The sequence below is a fragment of the Rahnella sp. EDr1-12 genome, from assembly GCF_049206505.1.
Classification (GTDB): Bacteria; Pseudomonadota; Gammaproteobacteria; order Enterobacterales; family Enterobacteriaceae; genus Rahnella; species Rahnella rivi.
Genome location: NZ_JBLZNY010000001.1, coordinates 1,909,061 through 1,931,361, shown reverse-complemented (window position 1 = coordinate 1,931,361; position 22,301 = coordinate 1,909,061). Strand labels below are relative to the sequence as shown.

The 22,301-nt window shown below is 54.2% G+C and carries 27 protein-coding genes; 15 read left to right on the top strand and 12 right to left on the bottom strand.

Annotated features, from left to right (window positions below; genetic code table 11):
* Positions 1 to 6 precede the first annotated feature (6 nt).
* Positions 7 to 600 carry a sugar O-acetyltransferase gene (locus ACO0U8_RS08895; RefSeq protein ID WP_421670627.1) on the bottom strand — a complete coding sequence of 198 codons (594 nt, stop codon included), beginning with the start codon at positions 598 to 600 and terminating at the stop codon, positions 7 to 9.
* Positions 601 to 784: 184 nt separating this feature from the next.
* Between ACO0U8_RS08895 and ACO0U8_RS08890 the strand changes: the two genes are divergently transcribed.
* The 3 genes from ACO0U8_RS08890 (at position 785) to ACO0U8_RS08880 (ending at position 3,085) form a co-directional block, all read left to right on the top strand.
* Complete coding sequence (locus ACO0U8_RS08890) at positions 785 to 2,245, top strand: NAD-dependent succinate-semialdehyde dehydrogenase (RefSeq protein WP_217204476.1); 1,461 nt, start codon at positions 785 to 787, stop codon at positions 2,243 to 2,245.
* A gap of 94 nt (positions 2,246 to 2,339) precedes the next feature.
* Positions 2,340 to 2,786, top strand: coding sequence for a ribonuclease domain-containing protein (locus tag ACO0U8_RS08885; protein ID WP_421670626.1), 447 nt, complete (start codon positions 2,340 to 2,342; stop codon positions 2,784 to 2,786).
* A gap of 5 nt (positions 2,787 to 2,791) precedes the next feature.
* The gene (locus ACO0U8_RS08880) at positions 2,792 to 3,085 is read left to right on the top strand and encodes a barstar family protein (RefSeq protein WP_421670625.1); all 294 of its coding nucleotides are present in this window, start codon (positions 2,792 to 2,794) and stop codon (positions 3,083 to 3,085) included.
* A gap of 36 nt (positions 3,086 to 3,121) precedes the next feature.
* On the opposite strand, the gene yjgA is transcribed toward ACO0U8_RS08880, so the two are convergent.
* Positions 3,122 to 3,673 (bottom strand): ribosome biogenesis factor YjgA, encoded by a 552-nt coding sequence (gene yjgA, locus ACO0U8_RS08875; protein WP_056776213.1) that lies wholly within the window; start codon positions 3,671 to 3,673, stop codon positions 3,122 to 3,124.
* A gap of 217 nt (positions 3,674 to 3,890) precedes the next feature.
* Here yjgA and pmbA point away from each other — a divergent pair, with 217 nt between their 5' ends.
* Together pmbA and cybC are read left to right on the top strand one after the other, a co-directional pair.
* Positions 3,891 to 5,231, top strand: a complete 1,341-nt coding sequence (gene pmbA, locus ACO0U8_RS08870; RefSeq protein ID WP_122094468.1) for a metalloprotease PmbA — start codon at positions 3,891 to 3,893, stop codon at positions 5,229 to 5,231.
* 147 nt (positions 5,232 to 5,378) lie between these two features.
* Entirely contained in the window at positions 5,379 to 5,765 is a 387-nt protein-coding gene (cybC, locus tag ACO0U8_RS08865; protein ID WP_390974073.1) for a cytochrome b562, read from the top strand.
* Positions 5,766 to 6,399: 634 nt separating this feature from the next.
* Here cybC and rnk read toward each other — a convergent pair.
* Positions 6,400 to 6,810: a nucleoside diphosphate kinase regulator gene (gene rnk / locus ACO0U8_RS08860; protein ID WP_056776220.1), complete on the bottom strand. Its 411-nt coding sequence runs from the start codon at positions 6,808 to 6,810 to the stop codon at positions 6,400 to 6,402.
* Between the two features lie 398 nt (positions 6,811 to 7,208).
* Between rnk and ACO0U8_RS08855 the strand changes: the two genes are divergently transcribed.
* The 10 genes from ACO0U8_RS08855 (at position 7,209) to ACO0U8_RS08810 (ending at position 16,125) form a co-directional block, all read left to right on the top strand.
* A complete protein-coding gene (locus ACO0U8_RS08855) occupies positions 7,209 to 7,559 on the top strand; it encodes a PRD domain-containing protein (RefSeq protein WP_122094466.1) in 351 nt (116 codons plus the stop codon).
* A 48-nt stretch (positions 7,560 to 7,607) separates the two neighbouring features.
* Positions 7,608 to 7,973: an SFCGS family glycine-rich protein gene (locus ACO0U8_RS08850; protein ID WP_136377019.1), complete on the top strand. Its 366-nt coding sequence runs from the start codon at positions 7,608 to 7,610 to the stop codon at positions 7,971 to 7,973.
* Entirely contained in the window at positions 7,973 to 8,272 is a 300-nt protein-coding gene (locus ACO0U8_RS08845; RefSeq protein ID WP_047605601.1) for a DUF4312 family protein, read from the top strand. The genes ACO0U8_RS08850 and ACO0U8_RS08845 overlap by 1 nt, the downstream gene beginning before the upstream one ends.
* Positions 8,273 to 8,304: 32 nt before the next feature.
* Positions 8,305 to 9,081 (top strand): DUF4311 domain-containing protein, encoded by a 777-nt coding sequence (locus tag ACO0U8_RS08840; protein WP_056776226.1) that lies wholly within the window; start codon positions 8,305 to 8,307, stop codon positions 9,079 to 9,081.
* A 12-nt stretch (positions 9,082 to 9,093) separates the two neighbouring features.
* Complete coding sequence (locus ACO0U8_RS08835) at positions 9,094 to 9,741, top strand: DUF4310 family protein (RefSeq protein WP_112288360.1); 648 nt, start codon at positions 9,094 to 9,096, stop codon at positions 9,739 to 9,741.
* A gap of 80 nt (positions 9,742 to 9,821) precedes the next feature.
* Positions 9,822 to 10,955 (top strand): amidohydrolase/deacetylase family metallohydrolase, encoded by a 1,134-nt coding sequence (locus ACO0U8_RS08830; RefSeq protein WP_056776230.1) that lies wholly within the window; start codon positions 9,822 to 9,824, stop codon positions 10,953 to 10,955.
* On the top strand, positions 10,945 to 12,072 hold the full coding sequence (locus ACO0U8_RS08825) for a DgaE family pyridoxal phosphate-dependent ammonia lyase (protein WP_421670624.1): 1,128 nt from the start codon (positions 10,945 to 10,947) through the stop codon (positions 12,070 to 12,072). Before ACO0U8_RS08830 ends, ACO0U8_RS08825 begins: the two co-directional genes overlap by 11 nt.
* Positions 12,069 to 12,809, top strand: a complete 741-nt coding sequence (gene dagF / locus ACO0U8_RS08820; RefSeq protein ID WP_056776236.1) for a 2-dehydro-3-deoxy-phosphogluconate aldolase — start codon at positions 12,069 to 12,071, stop codon at positions 12,807 to 12,809. The genes ACO0U8_RS08825 and dagF overlap by 4 nt, the downstream gene beginning before the upstream one ends.
* Positions 12,810 to 12,926: 117 nt before the next feature.
* Entirely contained in the window at positions 12,927 to 14,126 is a 1,200-nt protein-coding gene (locus ACO0U8_RS08815; protein ID WP_421670623.1) for a lactonase family protein, read from the top strand.
* Positions 14,127 to 14,205: 79 nt separating this feature from the next.
* On the top strand, positions 14,206 to 16,125 hold the full coding sequence (locus ACO0U8_RS08810; RefSeq protein ID WP_056776240.1) for a BglG family transcription antiterminator: 1,920 nt from the start codon (positions 14,206 to 14,208) through the stop codon (positions 16,123 to 16,125).
* Positions 16,126 to 16,273: 148 nt separating this feature from the next.
* On the opposite strand, the gene npr is transcribed toward ACO0U8_RS08810, so the two are convergent.
* The 9 genes from npr to kdsC form a co-directional block, all read right to left on the bottom strand.
* A complete protein-coding gene (gene npr / locus ACO0U8_RS08805; RefSeq protein WP_056776243.1) occupies positions 16,274 to 16,546 on the bottom strand; it encodes a PTS phosphocarrier protein NPr in 273 nt (90 codons plus the stop codon).
* Positions 16,543 to 17,397, bottom strand: a complete 855-nt coding sequence (gene rapZ / locus ACO0U8_RS08800) for an RNase adapter RapZ (protein ID WP_056776246.1) — start codon at positions 17,395 to 17,397, stop codon at positions 16,543 to 16,545. Before rapZ ends, npr begins: the two co-directional genes overlap by 4 nt.
* Positions 17,398 to 17,464: 67 nt before the next feature.
* Positions 17,465 to 17,935 (bottom strand): PTS IIA-like nitrogen regulatory protein PtsN, encoded by a 471-nt coding sequence (ptsN, locus tag ACO0U8_RS08795; RefSeq protein ID WP_056776248.1) that lies wholly within the window; start codon positions 17,933 to 17,935, stop codon positions 17,465 to 17,467.
* A 109-nt stretch (positions 17,936 to 18,044) separates the two neighbouring features.
* Positions 18,045 to 18,332 carry a ribosome hibernation promoting factor gene (gene hpf / locus ACO0U8_RS08790; protein WP_056776250.1) on the bottom strand — a complete coding sequence of 96 codons (288 nt, stop codon included), beginning with the start codon at positions 18,330 to 18,332 and terminating at the stop codon, positions 18,045 to 18,047.
* A 23-nt stretch (positions 18,333 to 18,355) separates the two neighbouring features.
* Entirely contained in the window at positions 18,356 to 19,789 is a 1,434-nt protein-coding gene (rpoN, locus tag ACO0U8_RS08785) for an RNA polymerase factor sigma-54 (protein ID WP_056776252.1), read from the bottom strand.
* 102 nt (positions 19,790 to 19,891) lie between these two features.
* Positions 19,892 to 20,617, bottom strand: coding sequence for an LPS export ABC transporter ATP-binding protein (gene lptB, locus ACO0U8_RS08780; RefSeq protein ID WP_056776254.1), 726 nt, complete (start codon positions 20,615 to 20,617; stop codon positions 19,892 to 19,894).
* Between the two features lie 6 nt (positions 20,618 to 20,623).
* Positions 20,624 to 21,181, bottom strand: a complete 558-nt coding sequence (gene lptA / locus ACO0U8_RS08775) for a lipopolysaccharide ABC transporter substrate-binding protein LptA (RefSeq protein WP_056776257.1) — start codon at positions 21,179 to 21,181, stop codon at positions 20,624 to 20,626.
* Positions 21,159 to 21,728, bottom strand: a complete 570-nt coding sequence (gene lptC, locus ACO0U8_RS08770; protein ID WP_056776259.1) for an LPS export ABC transporter periplasmic protein LptC — start codon at positions 21,726 to 21,728, stop codon at positions 21,159 to 21,161. The genes lptA and lptC overlap by 23 nt, the downstream gene beginning before the upstream one ends.
* A complete protein-coding gene (kdsC, locus tag ACO0U8_RS08765; RefSeq protein ID WP_056776262.1) occupies positions 21,725 to 22,291 on the bottom strand; it encodes a 3-deoxy-manno-octulosonate-8-phosphatase KdsC in 567 nt (188 codons plus the stop codon). The genes lptC and kdsC overlap by 4 nt, the downstream gene beginning before the upstream one ends.
* Between the last annotated feature and the right edge of the window lie 10 nt (positions 22,292 to 22,301).

Here is a 22,301-nt window from a genome sequence, read left to right as displayed (position 1 = left end):
TTTTTATTAATCACGTTCTGAGGTCACAAAGGCGTGGCGATCTTGCGGGCTGATGGCACGCATCACGCGGCAAGGCACGCCCACCGCGACCACGTTGGCAGGAATGGATTTCGTCACCACGCTGCCCGCACCAATCACGCTGTTACGGCCAATCGTCACCCCCGGATTGACTATCACCCCCGCGCCCAGCCAGACGTTGTCTTCAATAACGATAGGCTGCGAGAACTGTTGCCCGGTGATGCGGATGTCCGGGTCGATCGGGTGCCCGGCGGTGGCGAGCGTCACGTTCGGCGCGAACATCACGTTATCGCCGATGGTCACGGTGGCGTCATCCACCAGGGTCAGATTGAAGTTGGCGTAGAAGTTTTTACCGATGTGAGTGTGTGTGCCGTAAGCGACGCGCAACGGCGGCTCAATCCAGCCGTTCTCGCCCAGGCTGCCCATGATGTCTTTGAGCATCCGCTGGCGTGTCTCTTCTTCTGACGGGCGGGTCAGATTGTAATCGTACACCCGCTCTTTTCCCGCGCGGCGTTCCTCCGGCAAGCCTTCGCCCATGTCCGTATACAGCTCACCGATGTTCATTTTTATGCGTGTCGACATCCCTTTTTCCTTAATCAATGGGTGATTCATCACGCAGTTTACTGACCGGCTATGACGTTGTGAACGTGTGACATTCGACTTTGCGACCTGTGTCTCTCAGTGCTGTCTGAGAGACGCTTCCTCTTAAGCCGCTATACTTATTGCTATTCACTGCTTTAAACGGCGCACGTCAGGAGGATTTACCATGTCTGCCCAATACCAAAAACTGTCCAAACATCCTTTATTTAAGACCGGCTATTTCACCGGCGGGAAATGGCACGAGGCGAAAACGACGTTTGATGTGCGGGATCCGGCCACGGGAGAGATCGTCGCCAAAGTGGCGAAAGCCGGAAAAGCGGAAACCGAAGCAGCGATCAAGGCCGCCAGCGAGGCTTTCCCTGCGTGGAGAAAAACCACGGCCAAAGCGCGTTCTGAAATTTTGTACCGCTGGTATCAGCTGATGCTGGAGAACAAACAGTTTCTCGGCGAGCTGATGGTGGCGGAGCAGGGTAAGCCGCTGAAAGAGGCGCTGGGCGAAGTCGATTACGCCGCCAGCTATCTGCAGTGGTTCAGTGAGGAAGCCAAGCGCGCCAACGGCGAAATCATCCCTCCGGCGAAATCCGGTTCACGTATTCTGGCAACCCGCGAACCGGTCGGCGTGGTGGCGGCGATCACCCCGTGGAATTTCCCGCTGGCGATGCTGACCCGCAAACTCGGCCCTGCGCTGGCAGCAGGGTGTACCGGTCTTATCAAGCCGGCCAATAACACACCGCTCTCGGCCTTCGCCCTGCTGCAACTGGCGAAAGACGCCGGTGTACCGGACGGCGTGATCAACGGCGTGGCCGGTGATACCCATGCCATCAGCGATGCGATCATGGCCAGCGACAAAGTGCGCAAAGTCTCCTTTACCGGTTCGACGGAAGTGGGCAAAACGCTGGTGCGCAACAGCGCCGATACGATGAAAAAAGTGTCGATGGAGCTGGGCGGTAACGCGCCTTATATCGTGTTTGACGACGCCGATCTCGAGGCTGCCGTGAAAGGGGCCGTCACCTGTAAATTCCGAAACACCGGGCAGGTATGCGTTTGTATCAACCGCATCTACGTGCAGGACGGCGTTTACGATGCTTTCGTGACGCGTCTGGTGGAAGAAGTCCGCAAACTGAAGGTCGGCAACGGCATGGACGACGGCGTTATCGTCGGGCCGCTTATAGACATCAAAGGGCTGGAGAAAGTGGAAGACCACGTCAAAGATGCGCTGGAGAAGGGCGGGCGTCTGATGGAAGGCGGCGAGCGTCATAAACTCGGCGGTAACTTCTTCCAGCCGACGGTGATTGCTGATGCCACCGACGACATGAAAGTGGCGCAGGAAGAAACCTTCGGCCCGCTTGCCGCCTGTTTCCGTTTCAAAACGGAAGAAGAAGTGATTAAGCGCGCCAACGACACGCCTTTCGGGCTGGCGGCGTATTTCTACAGCCAGAATCTGCAACGTATTTTCCGCGTCGCGGACGCCATTGAAAGCGGCATGATTGGCGTGAATGAATGCGCGATTTCCAACGAAGCGGCACCGTTTGGCGGCGTGAAAGAATCCGGGCTGGGACGTGAAGGATCGGTGCTGGGGCTGGAAGAGTATTTGCAGGTGAAAACGTTACATTTAGGAAATCTATAAGTCGTCTTTTCAGAAAGACGCTTTTAGTTAACAATAATCAGTAGCAAACAAAGGGCCGGAAACGGTGCTTTCCGGCAAAGCACAAAGGACGTCAATGAAGGTATTTAACGGGCTGCGTTCGCGCACGCTGATGGCGGCGGCGGTGATGTTGGGGCTGTCGGGCATGGCCGGGCAGGCTGTCGCAAAATCGACATACAATCAGGGCACAATCGTGTCAGGCACCGACGAGAAAACGGTGGTCAGCTATGTGCGTCAACACCAGCGTCTGCCGGACAATTACATCACCAAGAAAAAAGCCCGCGAAGCCGGCTGGGACGCACGTGCCGGGAATTTATGCGATGTGCTGCCGGGCAAAGCCATTGGCGGCGACCGTTTCTCTAACCGGGAAGGGCGTTTACCGGCGGCCAGCAAACGGGTGTGGCGTGAGGCGGATATCAACTATCGCTGCGGACGTCGTGGCGCTGACCGGTTGCTGTTTGCCAGCGACGGTCTGATTTACGTCAGCCGCGACCATTATCAACATTTTGTTCGGGTGGAGTAATGTCGATGAAAAAAGTGAGCTTCGATTTTAATCACATCCCGGATTTACCCGCATTCTATCGCGAGTTTGTCCGTCAGTTTTCCCTGACCGACAGCTTCGGCGCGAATCTGGATGCACTATGGGATGAAGTAACGGGCGGGATCGCACTGCCGGTTGAAGTGGATTTCATCAACCTGAATGCCAGCCGTAAACGGCGGTTCGGTGCACTGATTTTGCTGTTTGAAGAGGCGGAAGAAGAGCTGGAAGGTAAGCTGCGGCTGAATCAGGTCGATAAACCTGTTGCGAAAGCCAAAGTCTGAAAAGAAAAACCCGCCATCAAAGCGGGTTTTTGTTTTTTATTCCTGGCCTTCAGCCAGTTCGCGTAGATACTGGAAAATCTGGCGGTAAGATTTCGGCGGCTTGTTGGTCGCTTTCTCTTTTTGCGCATTGCGGATGAGGGCGCGCAGTTGCTGACGGTCAGCGGTCGGGTATAAATCCAGCACCGTTGGCACCGCATCATCACCTTCTTCGACCAGACGGTCACGCAGCATTTCCAGTTTATGGAACAGCGAAACCTGCTGGTTGTGGCGGTTTTTCAGTTTATCCAGCGCAGTTTCAATCGGTTCAACGTCGCGCGAGCGCAGCATTTTACCGATCAGCTGAAGCTGGCGGCGACGGCCTTCTTTCTTGATTTTCTGCGCTAAATCGATAGCGGCGCGCAGATCTTCGTCCAGTGGCAGTTTATCGAGGGAGTTTTTACCCAGATCCACCATTTCTGCACCGAGATCTTTCAGCGCCTCGGCGTCACGTTTGATTTCACTTTTACTGACCCAGATGATCTCATCATCTTCATCGTTCTCATTATTCTCGGGAACGTCATCGAGCCAGTCGTCAATTTTCTTTGTCATGGGCGCTTCCTCTTAACGAGGTAATCCTGTCAGTTTGATTGTGCTTTATTGCTTCGGCGGCATTATGCCACAGAGATGGCTATTCTGTTGCAACTTCGGTCTGATCAACGCCGCACGCAATGCGAAATTATGGCGAGTCTCTGTTAGACTCAAAAGTATAAGTTTCTCTGTCTCAGTGTAGAACAATCCCTTTTATCTCATAAGCGATGGCATGCCGATGAACGTAGTGAATCAAGTTGCGCAGCAGCGTAAAACTCTCGAACAAGCCGTATCTCAGGCTCTGGAACTGGCAAAAGCGGGTTCAGATGCTGCAGAAGTGGCGGTCAGTAAAACCACCGGTATCGGCGTCAGTACACGTTTTGGTGAAGTCGAGAACGTTGAGTTCAACAGCGACGGCGCATTGGGCATCACCGTTTATTATCAGAACCGTAAAGGCAGCGCGTCTTCTACCGATCTCAGCCCGGACGCCATTTCCCGCACCGTGCAGGCCGCGCTGGATATCGCCCGTTACACGTCGCCGGATCCGTTCGCAGGCGTGGCCGACAAAGAGATGCTGGCGTTTGATGCGCCGGATCTGGATTTATTCCACCCGGAAGAGCTGGATCCCGATCGCAGTATCGAACTGGCAGCCCGTGCAGAACAGGCCGCGCTGAAAGCCGACAAACGCATCACCAACACCGAAGGCGGCAGTTTCAACAGCCATTACGGCATCCGCGTATTCGGCAACAGCCACGGCATGTTGCAAAGTTACTGCTCGACGCGTCATTCGATTTCCGCCTCAGTAATTGCTGAACACGAAGGCGACATGGAACGCGATTACGCCTATTCCATTGCCCGCAAAATGAGTGACCTGAAAGATCCGGAATGGGTCGGTGCGGAGTGCGCTCGCCGCACGCTTTCGCGTCTGGCACCGCGTAAATTACCCACCATGCATGCTCCGGTGCTGTTCGCCTCCGAAGTGGCGACCGGTTTGTTCGGCCATCTGGTGGGCGCGATCAGCGGTGGCAGCATTTACCGTAAATCGTCCTTCCTGCTCGACAGCTTAGGTGAGCAGATCCTGCCAGAGTGGCTGACGATTGAAGAGCACCCGCATCTGTTGCAGGGCCTGGCATCCACGCCGTTCGACAGTGAAGGTGTGCGCACGCAGCGTCGCGATATCGTCAAAGACGGCGTACTGCAAACCTGGCTGATGACCTGTTATTCCGCCCGCAAGCTCGGCCTGCAAACCACCGGCCACGCAGGCGGCATCCACAACTGGCGCATTGCCGGTCAGGGTGATGACTTCGCCGGTATGTTGCGTAAGCTCGACAAAGGTCTGGTCGTCACAGAGCTGATGGGCCAGGGCGTCAGCGGCGTCACCGGTGACTATTCGCGCGGTGCAGCCGGTTTCTGGGTCGAGAACGGTGAGATTCAATATCCGGTGAGCGAAATCACCATTGCCGGCAATCTGAAAGACATGTGGCGCAATATGGTCGCCATCGGCAGCGATATCGAAACCCGTAGCAATATCCAGTGTGGTTCCGTGCTGTTACCGGCAATGAAAATCGCCGGCGAATAACCCTCCCCAAAGCAGCGGTCGCCCGACCGCTGCCTCAATTCTTTACAAAAAATTCATCCCGTTTTCCTCTCTCTCAGCCTATTTTTATAAAGCCTTACAAGCAATGTCGTTTTATTAAACAAATAAATAACAATAGAGAGAAAGATCATGCGTAAACAACTGATGGCGTTAGCGGTGTTAGCCATGCTGGGAAGCAGCACGGCAGTTCTGGCAGCAGATTTAGAAACGGACATGGACACGATTGCCGATAACTACGGCAAAGTGCTGAAAACCAACGATCAGGCCGAACTGACCACGGGTCTGGCAAACATGAAAGCGGCTGCCGAAGACGCAAAAAAAGCCACGCCGCCGAAACTGAAAGGCAAAGCGCCGGACAGCCCGGAAATGCAGGATTACCATAAAGGCATGGATACGCTGATCGGCCAGATTGATAAGGCATCTGAACTGGCGAAAGCCGGTAAAGTGGATGAAGCGAAGAAAGAAGCGGAAGGGTTTAAAGCGACCCGGAACGAGAATCACAAGAAGTTTAAATAGGCAGATGGCCGCTGCTTAGGCGGCTACTCAACGGTTTACAGCGGTGAAAATTTCGGTTTCTCAATCGCGGTGATCACACGGCCACTTGCGCCGAAACCGACCAAAGAGGGCTAAGACGAGCCCTCTTTGGGATCTCCACGTCGTAAACTGCGCGCTCCGCTTCAGGTATCACAGCGACAGGCTGGAAATCTTGCCGCTACGCGGTGCCTTCTCCCGGGTTTCGAGCCTCTGGTCTCGAACCTCTCGCTCAGCAAGCTCCCTGAATCGCCCGCACGATCTTAAATTCAAATTCAAATTCAAAACCAATCTGCTTTTGATTGAGAGGCTGTAGCCGCATTCAAAAATCACGCCGAAGGGAGAGGTGGAAAACCGCGCGTCTGTATGCGCGGGTTGTAACCCGACCGTAGGGCACCGCGCAGCGGCGGGATTTTGCGGCGATCACTGCGGCACCTGAAACATAGCCAGCGAGCGAAGCGCGTGTTGAAAAAGCGGGGAGAGATCCAAGAGAGGGAAAGCACTTCCCTCTCTTGGTCGGTTTCGGCGCTGCGAGTTAAGCGATCACCGCACGTGAGAAACCGAAACTTTCACAGTATTCATTGAGGCCGAGATGGCAGCGGCTTCTGCAAAAAAAACCTTAACTTCTCAGTTCCCCTGCCGCTTCCGGCTGAAACAACAACTCCAGCACTTCGATGCGGCTGTTCTCGCCATTGGGCATTTCCCACGTGATGCTTCCGCCGACGCGCAGGCCGAGCAGCGCAGCGCCCAGCGGAGCCATCACCGACAACTGTTCGTTGCTGTCTTTCAGCGCCGCCGGATACACCAGCGTGCGGATGTGTTCTTCGCCGTCTTTACCTTCTGTGAAGCGCACCTTACTGTTCATCGTGACCACGTCGGCAGGGATTTGCTCGGGCGGCAAAATCTCAGCGCGATCCAACTCTTCATTCAGGGCGTCGGCGACCGGGCTGCTGGCAAACGCAGGTTGTGCCAGCAGTGTGTCCAGGCGTTCTGCGTCAAGTTCATTGATGATCAGTGTCGGTTTACTCATAACATTCTCCGTGGTTCCTTTTGCATCACCCGCTTCATGCGAGTGGGGTGCCGGTCGGCAAAAAATAACACCCCCGCGGGTGAGCGCAGGGGTGTCGGTGATTTGCATGTGTTCTTTGATACTAGGCACTCTTCAGCAGAAATGAAAGCGCTGTGAGGGAATTAATCCGCATTGCGAAAATTCCGATTACCAGTGAAATACGCTGCTACACCCTGCAATATTCAGTGATATGACGACTTAACTTTTCGTTTTGCGAATTGGATCCGCTCAGGGCATCGTATTTCCACTTCGAACTGGAAAAAGACCCTCTACACAGGAAATCTGTGCGGGGTTAGGGTAAAGACAGAAGAAATAAACGGCTGAAATAGTGAGTCAGGCAAGGAGAGAGGTAAACGCGAGTGAATAACGCAAGCGCATCTGTGAAGGGAACCGGGCGGATTGAATTGAAAGATGCTGCGGCGAAAACAGAGCAAGTTTTAAAAGATATTCAGAGGATGCAAAGTGCGAAGAATATCTACACCACAGATGTTCAGTTGCAGATGTTAACGTCACACGTGAAAGCCATGGTATTACGCTCAATTACCGGCGAACCGTTACCTGACGTTGAAAAAGAGTTATTTGATGAAATCTCTGCCGAGTCCATGCAAATGGCAGAAGAGGTCGTCAGCGAGTTCGGAAATTTACCGATTGAGGAAGCCTATCTGCTCTCGGTGCATTTTGAAGTCGCAAGAGACAATGAGCCGAAATAATATTTTTACTGAACGTTAAGCGAATTAATTAATCCGGAGAAGTGAATTATGGGACAAGTATTAGTTGTGATCGGCGACCGTTTAGGTAAAGGCCAGAAAGTGGCGGCAGGCGTGGAAGCGGCTGGCGGAAGAGCCATTGTTGTCCCAGGCATGGCAGCAGATATGAAACTCGGCGACGTGATGAAAGCAGAAGGGGCCAGCTTAGGTATTTCTTTCTGTGGCAGTGGCGGCGCAGGTGCGATTACCGCACAAAACAAATACGGATATAAAGCCAAATACGGGATGCGCTCAGTGGATGAAGGCGTCACGGCAATTAACGAAGGCTGTTTAGTATTAGGGTTCGGATTTATGGATAAGGAAGAGCTGGGTCAGCGTCTGGTTGAAGCTTATAACAAGAAGTATGGTCAGGCGTAATGAAGCAACAATTAACCACGACAGTTCGGGTTGAAGGAAAGGGCGAAAATAAGGCTGCCGCCTTTTCTTCCGCGCTGAGTCAGGTGCAGAGAACGGTTCTCAAATCTTCGGCGAATAATGTCTTGCTGCGCATTGAACCGCAGGACGTCAAGGTAATAAAAGCAGAAGAGTCCGTTAAAAGAGAAAAGTTTCTGTTCTTTTTTCTGGCCAGGGAAAGAAAGAGTTATTACGTGGCGTTAGACATTACCGTCAACCTGACTGTTATTAATACGGAACAGGTAGTTTTTGTCACGAAATAAAAACGTTAGCTATAAATGACAAGGATATACTGATGTTTTTAATTATTTTATTTAAGTCGCTTATTATCGGCGGACTGGTTGGCGTGGGCGTAGGTGCGGGTGCCGCACGTATGTTCCATGCGCCTACCGTGCAAGGGATGGGGGCTTTTCGTACGCTTGGGGAATTAAACTCCTGCGAAGGCGATCCGGCTTCGCATTTCTCATTTGGTCTGGGCTTCTTCTTTAACGCCTGGGCATCTTCCGTTGCGGCAGGTTCTTTCACACAGGACGTTGACCACCGCATCATTCCTCACTGGGCGACCGCGGCGCTGATGTTCAAAAACCGCAATGTCGCTGAAACCATGCATGACCCACGCAAGATGGCGATTGCCGGCGGCATCATCGGCATGATTGTGGTGGCCTTCCTCAACACCACCGCGTCCGCCGTTCCTCCGGCGTTGCAGGTCACGGCAATTAAAGTGCTGGTGCCTGCGGCAAACCTGCTGGTGAACACTGTCATGCCGGTGATTTTCTGGCTGGCGGCGATTGATGCAGGGCGTCGTTCCGGTTTCTGGGCCACCATTTTTGGCGGTCTGGCGCAGATGATCATGGGTAACGCCGTACCGGGGCTGGTGCTGGGTATCCTCATCGGTAAAGGCGTTGAAGAAAGCGGCTGGAACCACGTCACCAAAGTGATGATGGCGGCGATTATCGCGTTGTTCGTCCTCAGCGGTTTCTTCCGTGGTTTCGACGTCAAACTGTTGCAGTCATTCATGCTGGACGTCCCGACATGGCTGAACGGCATTCACAACTCACTCAGCGGTAAGTAAGGGAGCATGACAATGGAAGAACAAGCCAAACGTGGTTTCTGGTACGCCGAGTGGTCGTTCCCGATTTTTGTCGGACTGCTGTCTTCAGGCGTTTTCGCCGGGACACACATGTATTACCTGTACGGCATCGGCGCGTTTAACGAAGTGGCATTTGTATCGATGTTGCGTTCCGGCATGGACACCGGCGTGTACGGCGCAGTGGCGGCCTTCGGTGCCAGCTTCCTGTTTGCCCGCATCATCGAAGGGTCACTGGTCGGTATTCTTGATATCGGCGGCGCTATCCAGACCGGTATCGGCCTGGGCGTCCCGGCGATGCTGCTGGGTGCCGGGTTTATCTTCCCGGTGGCGAACTTCGCGGCTTCGCTGGTGACCGGTCTGATCCTCGGTTTAGCCGTCGGTTACATCATCATTCTGGCGCGTAAATTCACCATCAATCAGAGCAATTCGACCTACGGCGCTGACGTGATGATGGGCGCGGGTAATGCTTCCGGCCGCTTCCTCGGGCCGTTGATTATCCTGTCAGCCATGGCGGCATCGATTCCTATCGGTCTGGGATCATTGCTCGGCGCACTGGGTTTCTATCTGTGGCAGAAGCCAATCACCGGTGGCGCGATCCTCGGTGCCATGATCCTGGGCGCAATCTTCCCGGTTTCATTGTAAGAACGGCAGCATAGAAGCAAATCAGCAGTAAAGCGGGCGTCGGGAACACTCCTGACGCCCGGCATTATGGAGAACGTCGTATGTATGACTTAATCATCCGCCAGGCATTACGCGCAGACGGCAGCCTGACAGATATTGCAATTCAGGACGGCAAATTCGCCGCCATTGGCACGCTGGCAGCCGATGCCACCGCCCGCCAGACGCTCGATCTTCAGGGCAAGATTTACGCCAGCGCTGGCTGGATCGATTCCCACGTTCACTGTTACCCAAAATCGCCGATTTATCATGACGACGCCGACCTGATTGGTGTGGCCTGTGGTGTCACCACCGTTGCAGATGCCGGCAGCACCGGCGCCAATGATGTCGACGATTTTTATCAGATTACCCGTGCGGCGAAAACCAACGTCTACGCGTTTCTGAATATCGCCCGCACCGGCATCGTGACGCAGAACGAGCTGGCGGATATGACGCAGATCGACAAAGTCGGCGTGCGTGACGCCATCGCGCGAAATCCCGGTTTTATCATCGGGATCAAAGCGCGTATGAGCAGCAGCGTGGTCGGCCAGAACGGCATCAAACCGCTGGTGCGCGCCAAAGAAATTCAGCAGGAAAACGATGACCTGCCGCTGATGGTGCATATCGGTAATAACCCGCCGAACCTCGATGAAATCGCGGATTTACTGACGTCCGGCGACATCATCACCCACTGCTATAACGGCAAGCCGAACCGCATTCTCTCGCCGGAAGGCGTGCTGCGCGATTCGATTAAACGTGCGCTGAGCCGCGGCGTGCTGCTGGATGTCGGTCACGGCACCGCGAGTTTCAGTTTTGAGGTGGCGGAGCTGGCGATTAAGCAGGGCATTTTGCCGCACACCATCAGCTCCGATATTTATTGCCGTAACCGTATGAACGGGCCGGTGCATAGCCTGGCGACGGTGATGTCGAAATTCTTTAGCGTCGGCATGACGTTGCCGCAGGTGATTGATTGCGTGACCTCTCACGCCGCTGACGCGCTGCGCCTGCCGGCCAAAGGCCGTCTGGAAATCGGTGCTGACGCCGACCTGACCCTGTTCGAGCAGCGTTTTGCGCCGCAGGTGTTTGTCGATTCCGAAGGACAGTCCGTGAAGGGCGAAAGTTTGCTGGTGCCTCTGGCCGCTGTGGTCGCGGGCGTCACCCTGTTAACCGAAGAAGGGAAATCTGCTCATGTCTTCTGAACAATCGCTGTATGAAAAGTATCAGTTAAAACAAGTCATTAACGCCTCAGGCCGCATGACGGCGCTGGGAGTTTCCACGCCGCGCGAGGAAGTCGCCGCGGTCGTGAATACCGGTCTGAATCATTATTTTGAGATGAAAGATCTGGTGAACAAAACCGGCGCATACATCGCGAAACTGCTGAACGTCGAAAACGCCGTGGTGGTTTCCTGTGCTTCTGCCGGGATCGCGCAGTCGGTGGCGGCGGTGATCGTCAAAGATAACGCCTGGCTGCTGGAAAACCTGCACGCCGCGCCGCTGGAAATCCCGCACGACATCGTGCTGCCAAAGGGCCATAACGTGAATTTCGGCGCGCCGGTGGGCACGATGATCACCCTGGGCGGCGGTAAAATTGTTGAAGCCGGTTATGCCAACGAATGTTCCGCCGCGCAGCTTGCTGCCTGCATCACGCCGCGCACGGCGGCCATCATGTACATCAAATCGCACCACTCGGTGCAGAAAAGCATTCTGTCGGTTGCGGAAGCCGCCGAAGTGGCGCGTGCGCATAATGTGCCGCTGATCGTCGATGCTGCCGCAGAAGAAGATCTGACCTGCTATTACGAGATGGGCGCGGATCTGGTGATCTACAGCGGCGCAAAAGCCATCGAAGGGCCGACCAGCGGTCTGGTGCTCGGCAAAAAACAGTATGTCGAATGGGTAAAACTGCAATCGGGCGGCATTGGCCGTGCGATGAAAGTCGGCAAAGAGGGCATTCTCGGCCTGACGCAGGCGATTGAAAGCTATATCACGCTGCCGAAAACCACCGGGCAGGAAATGGTCGACAAAATGACGCCATTTATCGCCAGCCTGAATGACATCAACGGCGTCTCGGGGCGTGTGGTCTGGGACAGCGCCGGGCGTGATATCGCCCGTACGGAAATCACCTTTGATGAAGCGGTGCTCGGCTGGAAAACCAAAGCCATTGTGGAGGCCATGAAGAACGGCGATATCGCCGTTTATTTCCGTGGCTATCGCGCCAACGAAGGCAAGATCGAAGTCGATGTGCGCAGCGTGACGCCGCCGCAGCTCGCCATCGTCGCAGAGCGTTTCAAACAACTTTTCAGCGGAGAAAAAGCATGAAACTGACCCCGAATTTCTACCGTGACCGCGTATGTCTGAACGTGCTTGCCGGTTCAAAAGACAATGCCCGCGAGATTTATGAAGCGGCAGAAGGTCATGTGCTGGTCGGCGTGCTGTCCAAAAATTATGCGGACGTCGCGAGCGCGGTGGCGGACATGAAAGAGTACGCCGCACTGATTGAAAACGCCTTGTCCGTTGGCTTGGGCGCGGGCGATCCGCGTCAGTCGCTGATGGTCAGCCAGATTTCTGCGCAGGTTCAGCCGCAGCATGTGAATCAGGTTTTCACTGGCGTCGGGACCAGCCGCGGAATGCTCGGGCAAAACGACAGCGTGGTCAACGGTCTGATTTCACCGACCGGGAAAGTCGGCTTCGTGAAAATCAATACCGGGCCGCTGAGTTCAGCCTCTGCTGACGCCATCGTGCCGGTGGAAACCGCCATTGCGCTGCTCAAAGACATGGGCGGCAGCTCGGTGAAATATTTCCCGATGGGCGGCCTGAAAACCCGTGATGAGTTCGCGGCGGTGGCCCGTGCCTGTGCGGAACAGGATTTCTGGCTGGAGCCGACCGGCGGCATCGATTTAGAAAACTTCGAGCCGATTATGGAGATCGCGCTGGCGGCGGGCGTGACCAGAATCATCCCGCATATCTACAGTTCCATCATCGACAGCGCGTCGGGTAATACCCGCCCTGAGGATGTGAAAACCCTGCTGGCCAGCGTCAAAAAACTGCTGGGCTGAAGGTTCTGACCTTTCCTGCGCGGTAAGCCGTCTGCGCGGTTAAACACCCTGCATCCCCCGTTCACTGCGCGGGTGCAGGGTTCTCTTGTCTGACAGTCCCAAATTCTGAGGAAATGTATGAGAAACTGGTTTCTGATTTCAGGTTTAACCTCCGCGATGCTGGCAGTGTCTGCCATGCCGCTCTATGCAGCAGAAAAAACAATGACTTCGACGACTTCGCATTTTGCTTACGTCGGCACCTACAACCCGAACGGGGAAGGTGTCTACCGCTTTACATTCGATCCGAAAACCGGTGCGCTGAGTGATAAAACCCTCGCCAGCCAGTTGCCCAATCAGGCGCAGATGGTACTCAGCCACGACGGCAAAACGCTGTTTATCGGCAGTGAAACTGACAATTACAACGGCGGTAAACACGGATCCGTGGCGGCTTACCGTATTTCGCCCGAAGACGGCAGCCTGACGCTGATTAATCAGGTGGATTCACAGGGCGCGGGGCCGGTGTACTTGTCACTGACGCCTAAAGGCGAACATCTGCTGGTGGCGAACTACATCAGCGGCGTGGTCGCGGTGTTCCCGGTGGATGCCAGCGGAAAACTGAGCGAAGCCAGTAACAGCCAGCAGGATGCCGGCCCGGCGGGCGCGGGCAAACCAGCTGCCGCCGCGGAAGGCAGTTTTGCCATCAGCGACCACAACGGGCCGCACGCGCATATGATCGCCACCGATCCTTCCGGTAAGTTCGCCTTCTCCACGGATCTTGGGCTGGATCGGATTTATCAGTGGAAACTCAACGGCGAGAGCGGCGCGCTGGAAGCTAACGATCCGCCGTTCATCAAAGCCTCTTCGGAAGGCGCCGGGCCGCGTCATTTTGTTTTCCATCCCAACGGCCACGTGGTTTTCCTGATCAACGAAGAAGCCTCGACGCTGACCAGTTATCGCTTTGATGCAAGCAAAGGCACGCTGACGGAATTGCACAGCCTGTCCTCGCTGCCCGCCGGTTTCAAAGGCACCAACTTTGCGGCTGGCATCGTGCTGAGCAAAGACGGCAAACATCTGTACGTGGCCAACCGCCTGCACAACAGCATTGCGCAGATCGCCGTGACTGGCGAAGGCGCGATGACCTGGAGCGGGGAAACCTGGACGCGGGGCGATTACCCGAGAACGCTGACCCTGTCGCCGGATGGCAAATATATTTACGCAATGAATCAACGAAGCGATAACATCACTACATTCAAGGTATCGCCGGACAGCGGCAAACTGACGTTTGTCGACAGCTACGTGGCGGTCGGCAGTCCTTCGCAAATGGTGATTGCGCCTTAACCGGCGCAGCAGAAACAAACCCTGTCCACGGCCAGTCATTGCCGTGGACGGGGCCTCGCTGAAACGAACTGGAAAAACCATGGTGAGATTTCCCAATCAACGGCTGGCGCAATTGTTCGACGCGTTACAGACCGAAACCCTGCCTCAGGACGAGCTGGCGAAGCGTCTGGCGGTGTCAACGCGTACCGTGCGTGCCGACATCACCTCGCTCAACGAAATCATCGCCGACTACGGTGCAAGCTTTGTTCACAGCCGTGGCAGCGGGTATCAGCTGAAAATCGACGATCAGGCGCTGTTCTCGTCGTTACAGCACACGACACAACGTAAACCGAACCCGACGCCGCGCACCGCCGCCGAACGGGTGAAAACGTTGCTGATCCGCTTTTTGACCTCAGCTTTTTCACTCAAGCTGGAAGATCTGGCCGATGAATGGTTTGTCAGCCGGGGAACCCTGCAAAATGATATGGCTGAGGTGAGGGAGCATCTGGCGCGCTACCACCTGAATATTGAAACCAAGCCGCGTTATGGCATGAAGCTGTTTGGTGCAGAGCTGGCGATCCGCGCCTGTCTGACCGATCTGTTGTTCCAGCTGGATGCTGAAGAACAGGCGAATCCGCTGCTGAAAGCGGAAAGTCTGGAACCGGAAGCGCTGGTGCCGCTGACGCGTTTTATGCATCAGCTGCTGACGCAGTCCTCCATTCAGCTGACCGATGAAGGCGAGCAGTATCTGATCCTCTATTGCGCGGTCGCCATCAAGCGCATTACCGGCGGCTATCCGCTGACGGATTTTGATGCCGAAGACGGCGACCCGGCGGTGAAACAGGTTTCTGTCCGGCTGGCAGCCGAGCTGAAAAATCTCGTCGGCAAGGAGATCCCGGCTTCTGAAGAAGCCTATCTGCGGGTGAATATCGCCGCCCGTCGCGTGCAGCAAATTCTGCCGACCGACATTAATGCCGACGATGACGAATCGCTGGTCGATTACATTCTTTCGTATATCAACTCGCACTATAACTATGATCTGCAGGGTGATAAGCAGCTGCGCGCCGACCTGCTGACGCACATCAAGACCATGATTACGCGGGTGAAATACCAGATTAATATCCCCAATCCGCTGCTGAACAACATCAAACAGCATTATCCGATGGCCTATGACGTCACGCTGGCGGCGGTGTCCAGCTGGGGGAAATACACGCCGTATACCCTCAGCGAAAACGAGATCGGTTTTCTGGTGCTGCACATCGGCGTCGGGCTGGAGCGGCATTACAATATCGGTTATCAGCGCCATCCGCAGGTGATGCTGGTGTGCGACACCGGCAATTCGACCATCCGCATGATCCAGGCGCAGATCAGCCGTAAGTATCCGCAGCTGGTGATGAAACAGATTGTGACGCTGCGTGATTACGAGAAACTGGAACACATCGACGAAGATTTTATTATCTCCAACGCCCGTATCAGCGAGAAGAATAAGCCGGTGGTGGTGCTGTCGCCGTTCCCGACCGAATACCAGATGGAACAGCTCGGCAAGCTGGTGCTGGTCGATCGCACACGGCCTTATATGCTGGAAAAATTCTTCGACGAAAAACACTTCATGATCGTCAACGAGCCGATGACTCAGGCGGAATTATTCCGCCATGTGTGTTCGCAGCTGGAGGCCGAGGGATATGTCGATCAGGCATTTTATCCGTCGGTGGTGGAGCGTGAGGAAATCGTTTCGACCATGCTGGGCGAGGGCATTGCGCTGCCGCACTCGCTGGGGCTGCTGGCGAAGAAAACAGTGGTGATTACGCTGCTCTCGCCGCAGGGCATTGCCTGGGGAGAAGGGGAGACGGCGCACGTAATTTTCCTGCTGGCCATCAGCAAGGCCGATTACGAAGAAGCGATGGCGATTTACGATTTGTTCGTAACGTTTGTGCGGGAGCGTTCGATGAGCCGTTTACTGAGCAGTGAGAATTTTGAAAGCTTCAAGGCTATTGCAATAGATTGCCTTTCCCGCATTTAGCCTGCGTCCCTGACGCCGCATCGGCGTTCGTTCACCCGAATCACTGACTGATGTCAGCTCATCGGGGCTCTCTCGCTGGCTGCCTTGCTGCAACGCCAATGACTATGACTATGACTATGACTATGACTATGACTAAGAGTGAGGAGTCTTAGTCTTCGTCAAATCCTGAATTGATCAGATTAACAACAGCCGTCAGCGCCTGCTCTTCATCGGGGCCGGTGGCTTCGATTTCGATCTGCTGACCTTTCGGGGAATCGAGCATCAGTAGTGCTATCACGCTGCTGGCTTCTGCTTCTATGCCTGTGCCATTGCGCAGCATCACTTCCGATTCAAAACTCTGCACCAGTTCAAACAACTTCATGGCCGGACGGGCGTGCATGCCTAACCGGTTTTTGATTTCTACCGTTTGTTTCACCGTCATGATTTGCGTTTTTCCAGCGTGCGATGGCGGGATTGCACATTCTTCCCGCGGGAACGGAAATAGTCGGCCAGTTGTTCTGCGATATACACCGAACGGTGTTTACCCCCGGTACAACCAATGGCGACGGTCAGATAGCTGCGGTTGTTGGTTTCCAGCATCGGCAGCCATTGTTCGAGGTAGCTGCGGGTCTGGTAGATAAAGTTGTGCACTTCGGTGTGACGATCGAGGAACGCCGCCACCGGTTTATCAAGGCCGGTCATCGGACGCAGTTTCGGATCCCAGTGCGGGTTTGGCAGGAAACGCACGTCAAACACGTAATCGGCATCAATCGGCAGGCCGTGTTTGAAGCCAAAGGATTCAAAGACCATCGTGAGTTCACGCTCACGTTTGCCCAAAAGACGGGTACGCAGCATTTCTGCCAGTTCATGAACCGACATTTCTGAGGTGTCGATGATCAGATCGGCGGCGGAGCGCAATGGCTCGAGCAGATCGGCTTCTTCATCGATGGCACTTTCAAGGGACAGGTTTTTGCTGGAAAGCGGGTGCAGACGACGGGTATCGCTGTAACGACGGATCAGGGTATTGCGGTCTGCGTCGAGAAACAGCAACTGCGGCGAAAAACTCTCAGGCAGTTGTGACATCGCATGCTCATACACTTCCGGTGTTTCTGGCATGTTGCGCACGTCAATGCTGACGGCGGCAGACGTATTGCGTTCGACAAGTGTCTGGGCGAGCTGCGGCAGTAAAACCACCGGCAGATTGTCCACACAGTAAAATCCCATGTCTTCTAATGCCCTTAGGGCAACCGACTTCCCGGAACCGGAACGGCCGCTGACAATCATCAGCACCATGGTGTCACTCCCCTGGCATTCAGTGTTCAGAATTCACTTTCCCGGCGCGTTGCCGGGAATCATCAATTTATTCGTTTTCTGTCATTATCTGGAACAGTTCTTCGTCGCTTTGCGCTCCGCGCAGACGGCGACACACTGTTTTATCAGCCAATTTTTTGGCCACTAAAGACAAGGTGTGTAAGTGGGTTTTACATTGATCTGCCGGAACCAGCAAGGCAAAAAGGAGATCCACCGGCTGATTGTCGATAGCGTCAAACGCGATCGGTTGATCGAGCTGAATAAACACGCCGACGGCGCGTAATGTGTCTTCTTCCAGCTTGCCGTGCGGGATGGCGATCCCGGCACCGATCCCGGTGCTGCCCATACGCTCACGGGTCAAAATGGCGTCGAAAATCACTTGTGGCGACAAATTCAATTGTTTGGCAGCCAGTTCGCTGATGATTTCCAGCGCGCGTTTTTTGCTGGCGCAATGAACGCCGCTTTTGGTGCATTCGGCATTCAGCACCGACGTTAATTGCATTGCAGTATCGTTGATCATGTCATCTTCACTTTTGCACTGATTCACCCTTAAAGCTATATCGGCTCGTTCCCCGAAGGTCACAAGCCGATGCCCGAAGGTGTGTAGCACAGGGTTGGCTACATGAATGTCAGTGCTGTTTCAGTTTGTCTTTATGTTTGTTCAGCTGGCGCGCCAGTTTATCAACCAGGCCGTCAATCGCTGCGTACATATCCTGATGCTCCGAGGTGGCATGCAACTCGCCTCCGTTCACATGCAGCGTCGCTTCCGCGATTTTCTGCACTTTTTCAACGCTTAACACCACATACACCTGATTTATCCTGTCGAAATACTGTTCGAGCTTCGCCAGTTTCATCGTGATGAATTCTCTCAGGGGATCGGTGATCTCAATGTGATGTCCGGTAATGTTGAGCTGCATAATGTCTTCCTTCTCTGTTGAGGTCAAACTAACTGTTTACGCTGGTTTGAGGGCGGGATGGACAAAGACTCTCGGTATTTTGCGACGGTACGGCGCGCCACCATAATTCCCTGATTGGAAAGCAGGGTAGCTAACTTACTGTCACTCAGCGGTTTTACAGGATTCTCCGCTGCAATTAATTTCTTCACCAGCGCCCGGATCGCGGTGGACGATGCCTCGCCGCCGCTGTCAGTACTGACGTGGCTGGAGAAGAAATACTTCAGTTCGAAAATGCCACGCGGGCTGTGCAGGAATTTCTGCGTTGTAACGCGTGAAATCGTCGATTCGTGCATTTCCACGGCGCTGGCGATATCGGCCAGCACCATCGGTTTCATGTATTCATCACCCATCTCAAAGAACGCCTGCTGCTGCTCAACGATGCAGCGCGTGACTTTCAGCAGTGTGTCGTTGCGGCTCTCCAGACTTTTGATCAACCACTTGGCTTCCTGCAGATTGCTGCGGATAAATTGCCCGTCGCTGTCGCTGCGGGTCGAATTGCCCATCGCAGCATAATGCTGGTTGATTTTCAGTCGCGGAATGCTGTCTGAGTTCAGTTCGACAGTCCAGACACCGGACACTTTGCGTACCAGCACATCCGGGATGACGTATTCGGATTCGCCGGTGTTGATCGACTGGCCCGGTCGCGGATCAAGAGACTGGATCAGGAGCATCGCTCCTTTCAGTGTATCTTCTTTTAGACGGGTTGATCGCATAAGTGCGCGGAAATCATGGTTCGCCAGCAAATCCAGATGTTCGCTGATGATAAGCCTGGCTTCTGTAATGAAAGGCGTTTCCGGGACGTACTGGGAAAGCTGAATCAGCAGACAGTCGCGCAGGTCGCGTGCGGCGACACCCACGGGATCAAAACGCTGAACGCGTTTGAGCACGGCTTCCACTTCGTCCATCGTGACGTCGTCATCGCCGATACTTTCGAGAATATCGTCGAGAGAAATCGTCAGATATCCGGTGTCATCCACCGCGTCGACAATCGAGGTCGCGATAGCCGCATCGGTGTCGGAAAACGGCGTCAGTTCGACCTGCCACATCAGGTAATCCTGAAGCGTCTGGGTGGTTTCACCCTGATAAACGGGCAGCTCGTCGTCGCTGTAATCGTTACCGGTACCGGACGGTGTTCCGGCGGTGTAAATTTCATCCCAGGTCGCATCCAGCGGTAACTCTTCGGGCATGTCTTTTTGCTCGAGAGCCTCGCGGGTATCCAGACCTTCACTGTCAGCGGTTTCGACCGCATCGATCTCATCGTGAAGATCGGTTTGTTCCAGCAGAGGGTTGCTCTCCAGCGCGAGTTGGATCTCCTGTTGGAGCTCAAGCGTGGACAATTGCAACAGGCGGATTGCCTGCTGTAATTGAGGAGTCATTGCCAGTTGTTGGCTGAATCTGAGTTGCAAACCTTGCTTCATATCTTGGCTTTATATCCGTAGATGAGTTCGAACGGCAACACTTCGGTCAGAAACGGCCTGTTTCAGTGTAAAGCGAAACAGGCGCGCTTCCGGCGGCGCAGATCACAGACGGAATTCTTCACCAAGATAAACACGTTTCACTTGTTCATCAGCAAGAATGTCGGCTGGGGTGCCGTGGGCGATAAGCTTGCCCTGACTGACGATATAGGCGCGTTCGCACACGTCGAGCGTTTCACGGACGTTGTGGTCAGTGATCAGAACGCCCAGACCGCTGTCGCGAAGATGCTCAATGATTTTTTTGATGTCGATAACGGAAATCGGGTCAACACCGGCAAAGGGTTCATCCAGCAGGATAAACTTAGGGTTGGCTGCCAGTGCGCGGGCAATTTCCACACGACGGCGTTCACCCCCGGACAGTGACTGGCCGAGGTTATCGCGCAAGTGAGAGATATGGAATTCTTCCATCAGCTCATTGGCGCGATCATTGCGTTGTTCTTTGTTCAGGTCGTCACGGATTTGCAGCACGGCCATCAGGTTGTCGAACACGCTGAGGCGGCGGAAAATAGAGGCTTCCTGTGGCAGGTAACCAATGCCGCGACGTGCGCGGGTATGCAATGGCAAAAGGCTGATGTCTTCGTCGTCAACGATGATTCGGCCAGCGTCACGCTGTACGATACCGACCACCATGTAGAAGGTGGTGGTTTTACCGGCACCGTTAGGGCCAAGTAATCCGACGATTTCGCCTGAATTGACTGCCAGGCTGACATCTTCAACGACCTTACGGCCTTTGTATGCCTTCGCCAGATTTTCTGCGATTAATTTTGCCATAAATTATCAGTTACTCTTTTTGGTCTGGCCACCGGCTGCTGCCGGGGTCTTTTCCTGCAACTGTGTCGGAACCAGCACGGTCGTGACACGGTTGCCTTTATCACTGAAGGCTTCCATCTGCTGTTTTTGCACCAGATAGGTAATACGATCGCCTTTCACATTGCTGTCCAGCTGTTCAAGGTAAGCGTTTCCGGTCAGGGTCACCAGATCGGTTTCCACTTCATAACGGACTTTCTGCGCGTGGCCTTTGATCGGTTTACCGTTGTCCTGCAACTGGTAGAAGGTCACCGGATTGCCATAGCCTTCCACCACTTCTTTGCCGGAGACACCTTGCGGGCGGATCACCACAACTTTGTCGGCTTTAACCTGAATCGAGCCCTGATTCACCACCACATTGCCGGTAAAGGTTGCCGTGTTGGTGTTCACATCCAGCGCCTGATTGGCGGAATCAATGGTGATCGGTTTCGTTGTGTCGTCTTTCAGCGCGAATGCCGGAATGCTGATGGCCAACAACGAGCCGGTGATCAGAAGATTACGGATTTTATTTTTTGCTTTGAATTTCATAAGAGGTCGTTACCTTTTCGATCAGCTCTGCTGTTTTATCGCGCAGATTACCACGCATTTTCATGCCGTTAGATGTAAAACCTGTGCCATAAAGCGTTACTTCATCGTCTGAGGCAACGTCCTGTGTCGTCAGGTTAACCTGTGCATTATCCGTTTTGATTCTTTGCAGCTGTGATGTTTCTGGCGTCAGGCTGTCTGCCTGCACATGCCCATAAAGATAGAGCATTTTATCCTGAGTCATCTTGGCTTTATCAGAACGCAGCACCCAGGTTGGCACTTTATTCTTGTCATACATGGTCGCCACCGGGTTGGTAAACCATGTTACCTGATCGGTGGTGTAGTATTTGACCTGGTCCGACACCAGTTTGTAGGTCAGGCTTCCCAGCGGGTCATACACCATGGTTACCGTGTGGGAGCTTTGGTAGGTCGGTTCCTGATCGTTGACCGCCTGCGGCGCATCATCCGTATTGTCTGACAGTGACCAGCCAATCAGTATCAGCACGATGGCGGTCAGTACCAGAATGATCCAAAGTCTTGTTTTATTCATATCGACAGCCCTTTGGCGTCCTCCAGCTTGCCCTGCGCCAGCAGAATCAAGTCACATAATTCGCGTACTGCGCCACGGCCACCGGCAATGCGGGTCACGTAATGCGCCTTTGGCAGCAGGATAGGGTGTGCATCCTGAACCGCGACGGAAAGACCCACTTCAGCCATCACCGGCCAGTCAATCAGGTCGTCACCGATGTAAGCGACTTCCTCTGCCCGAAGCGACAGTGTATCTAACAGTTCGCGGAAGGCCAAAAGCTTATCTGATTGCCCCTGATACAAGTGGCGAATTCCAAGGGTTTTGGCGCGATCTTCCAGTAATTTCGCATTACGGCCTGTAATAATCGCGACCTCAATGTCGGACGTCAGCAGGCAACGAATTCCATAACCGTCGCGAACGTTGAAACTTTTCAGCTCTTCTCCCTGATTTCCCATGTAGATCAGGCCATCAGACATGACGCCGTCCACATCGCAAATCAGCAGGCGAACCGCTTTCGCACGTTCAAGCACATCAGTGCTGACCGGACCGTAGCAGGTATCCACCAGGGCTGCGCTATTACTCATTCAGGGCATT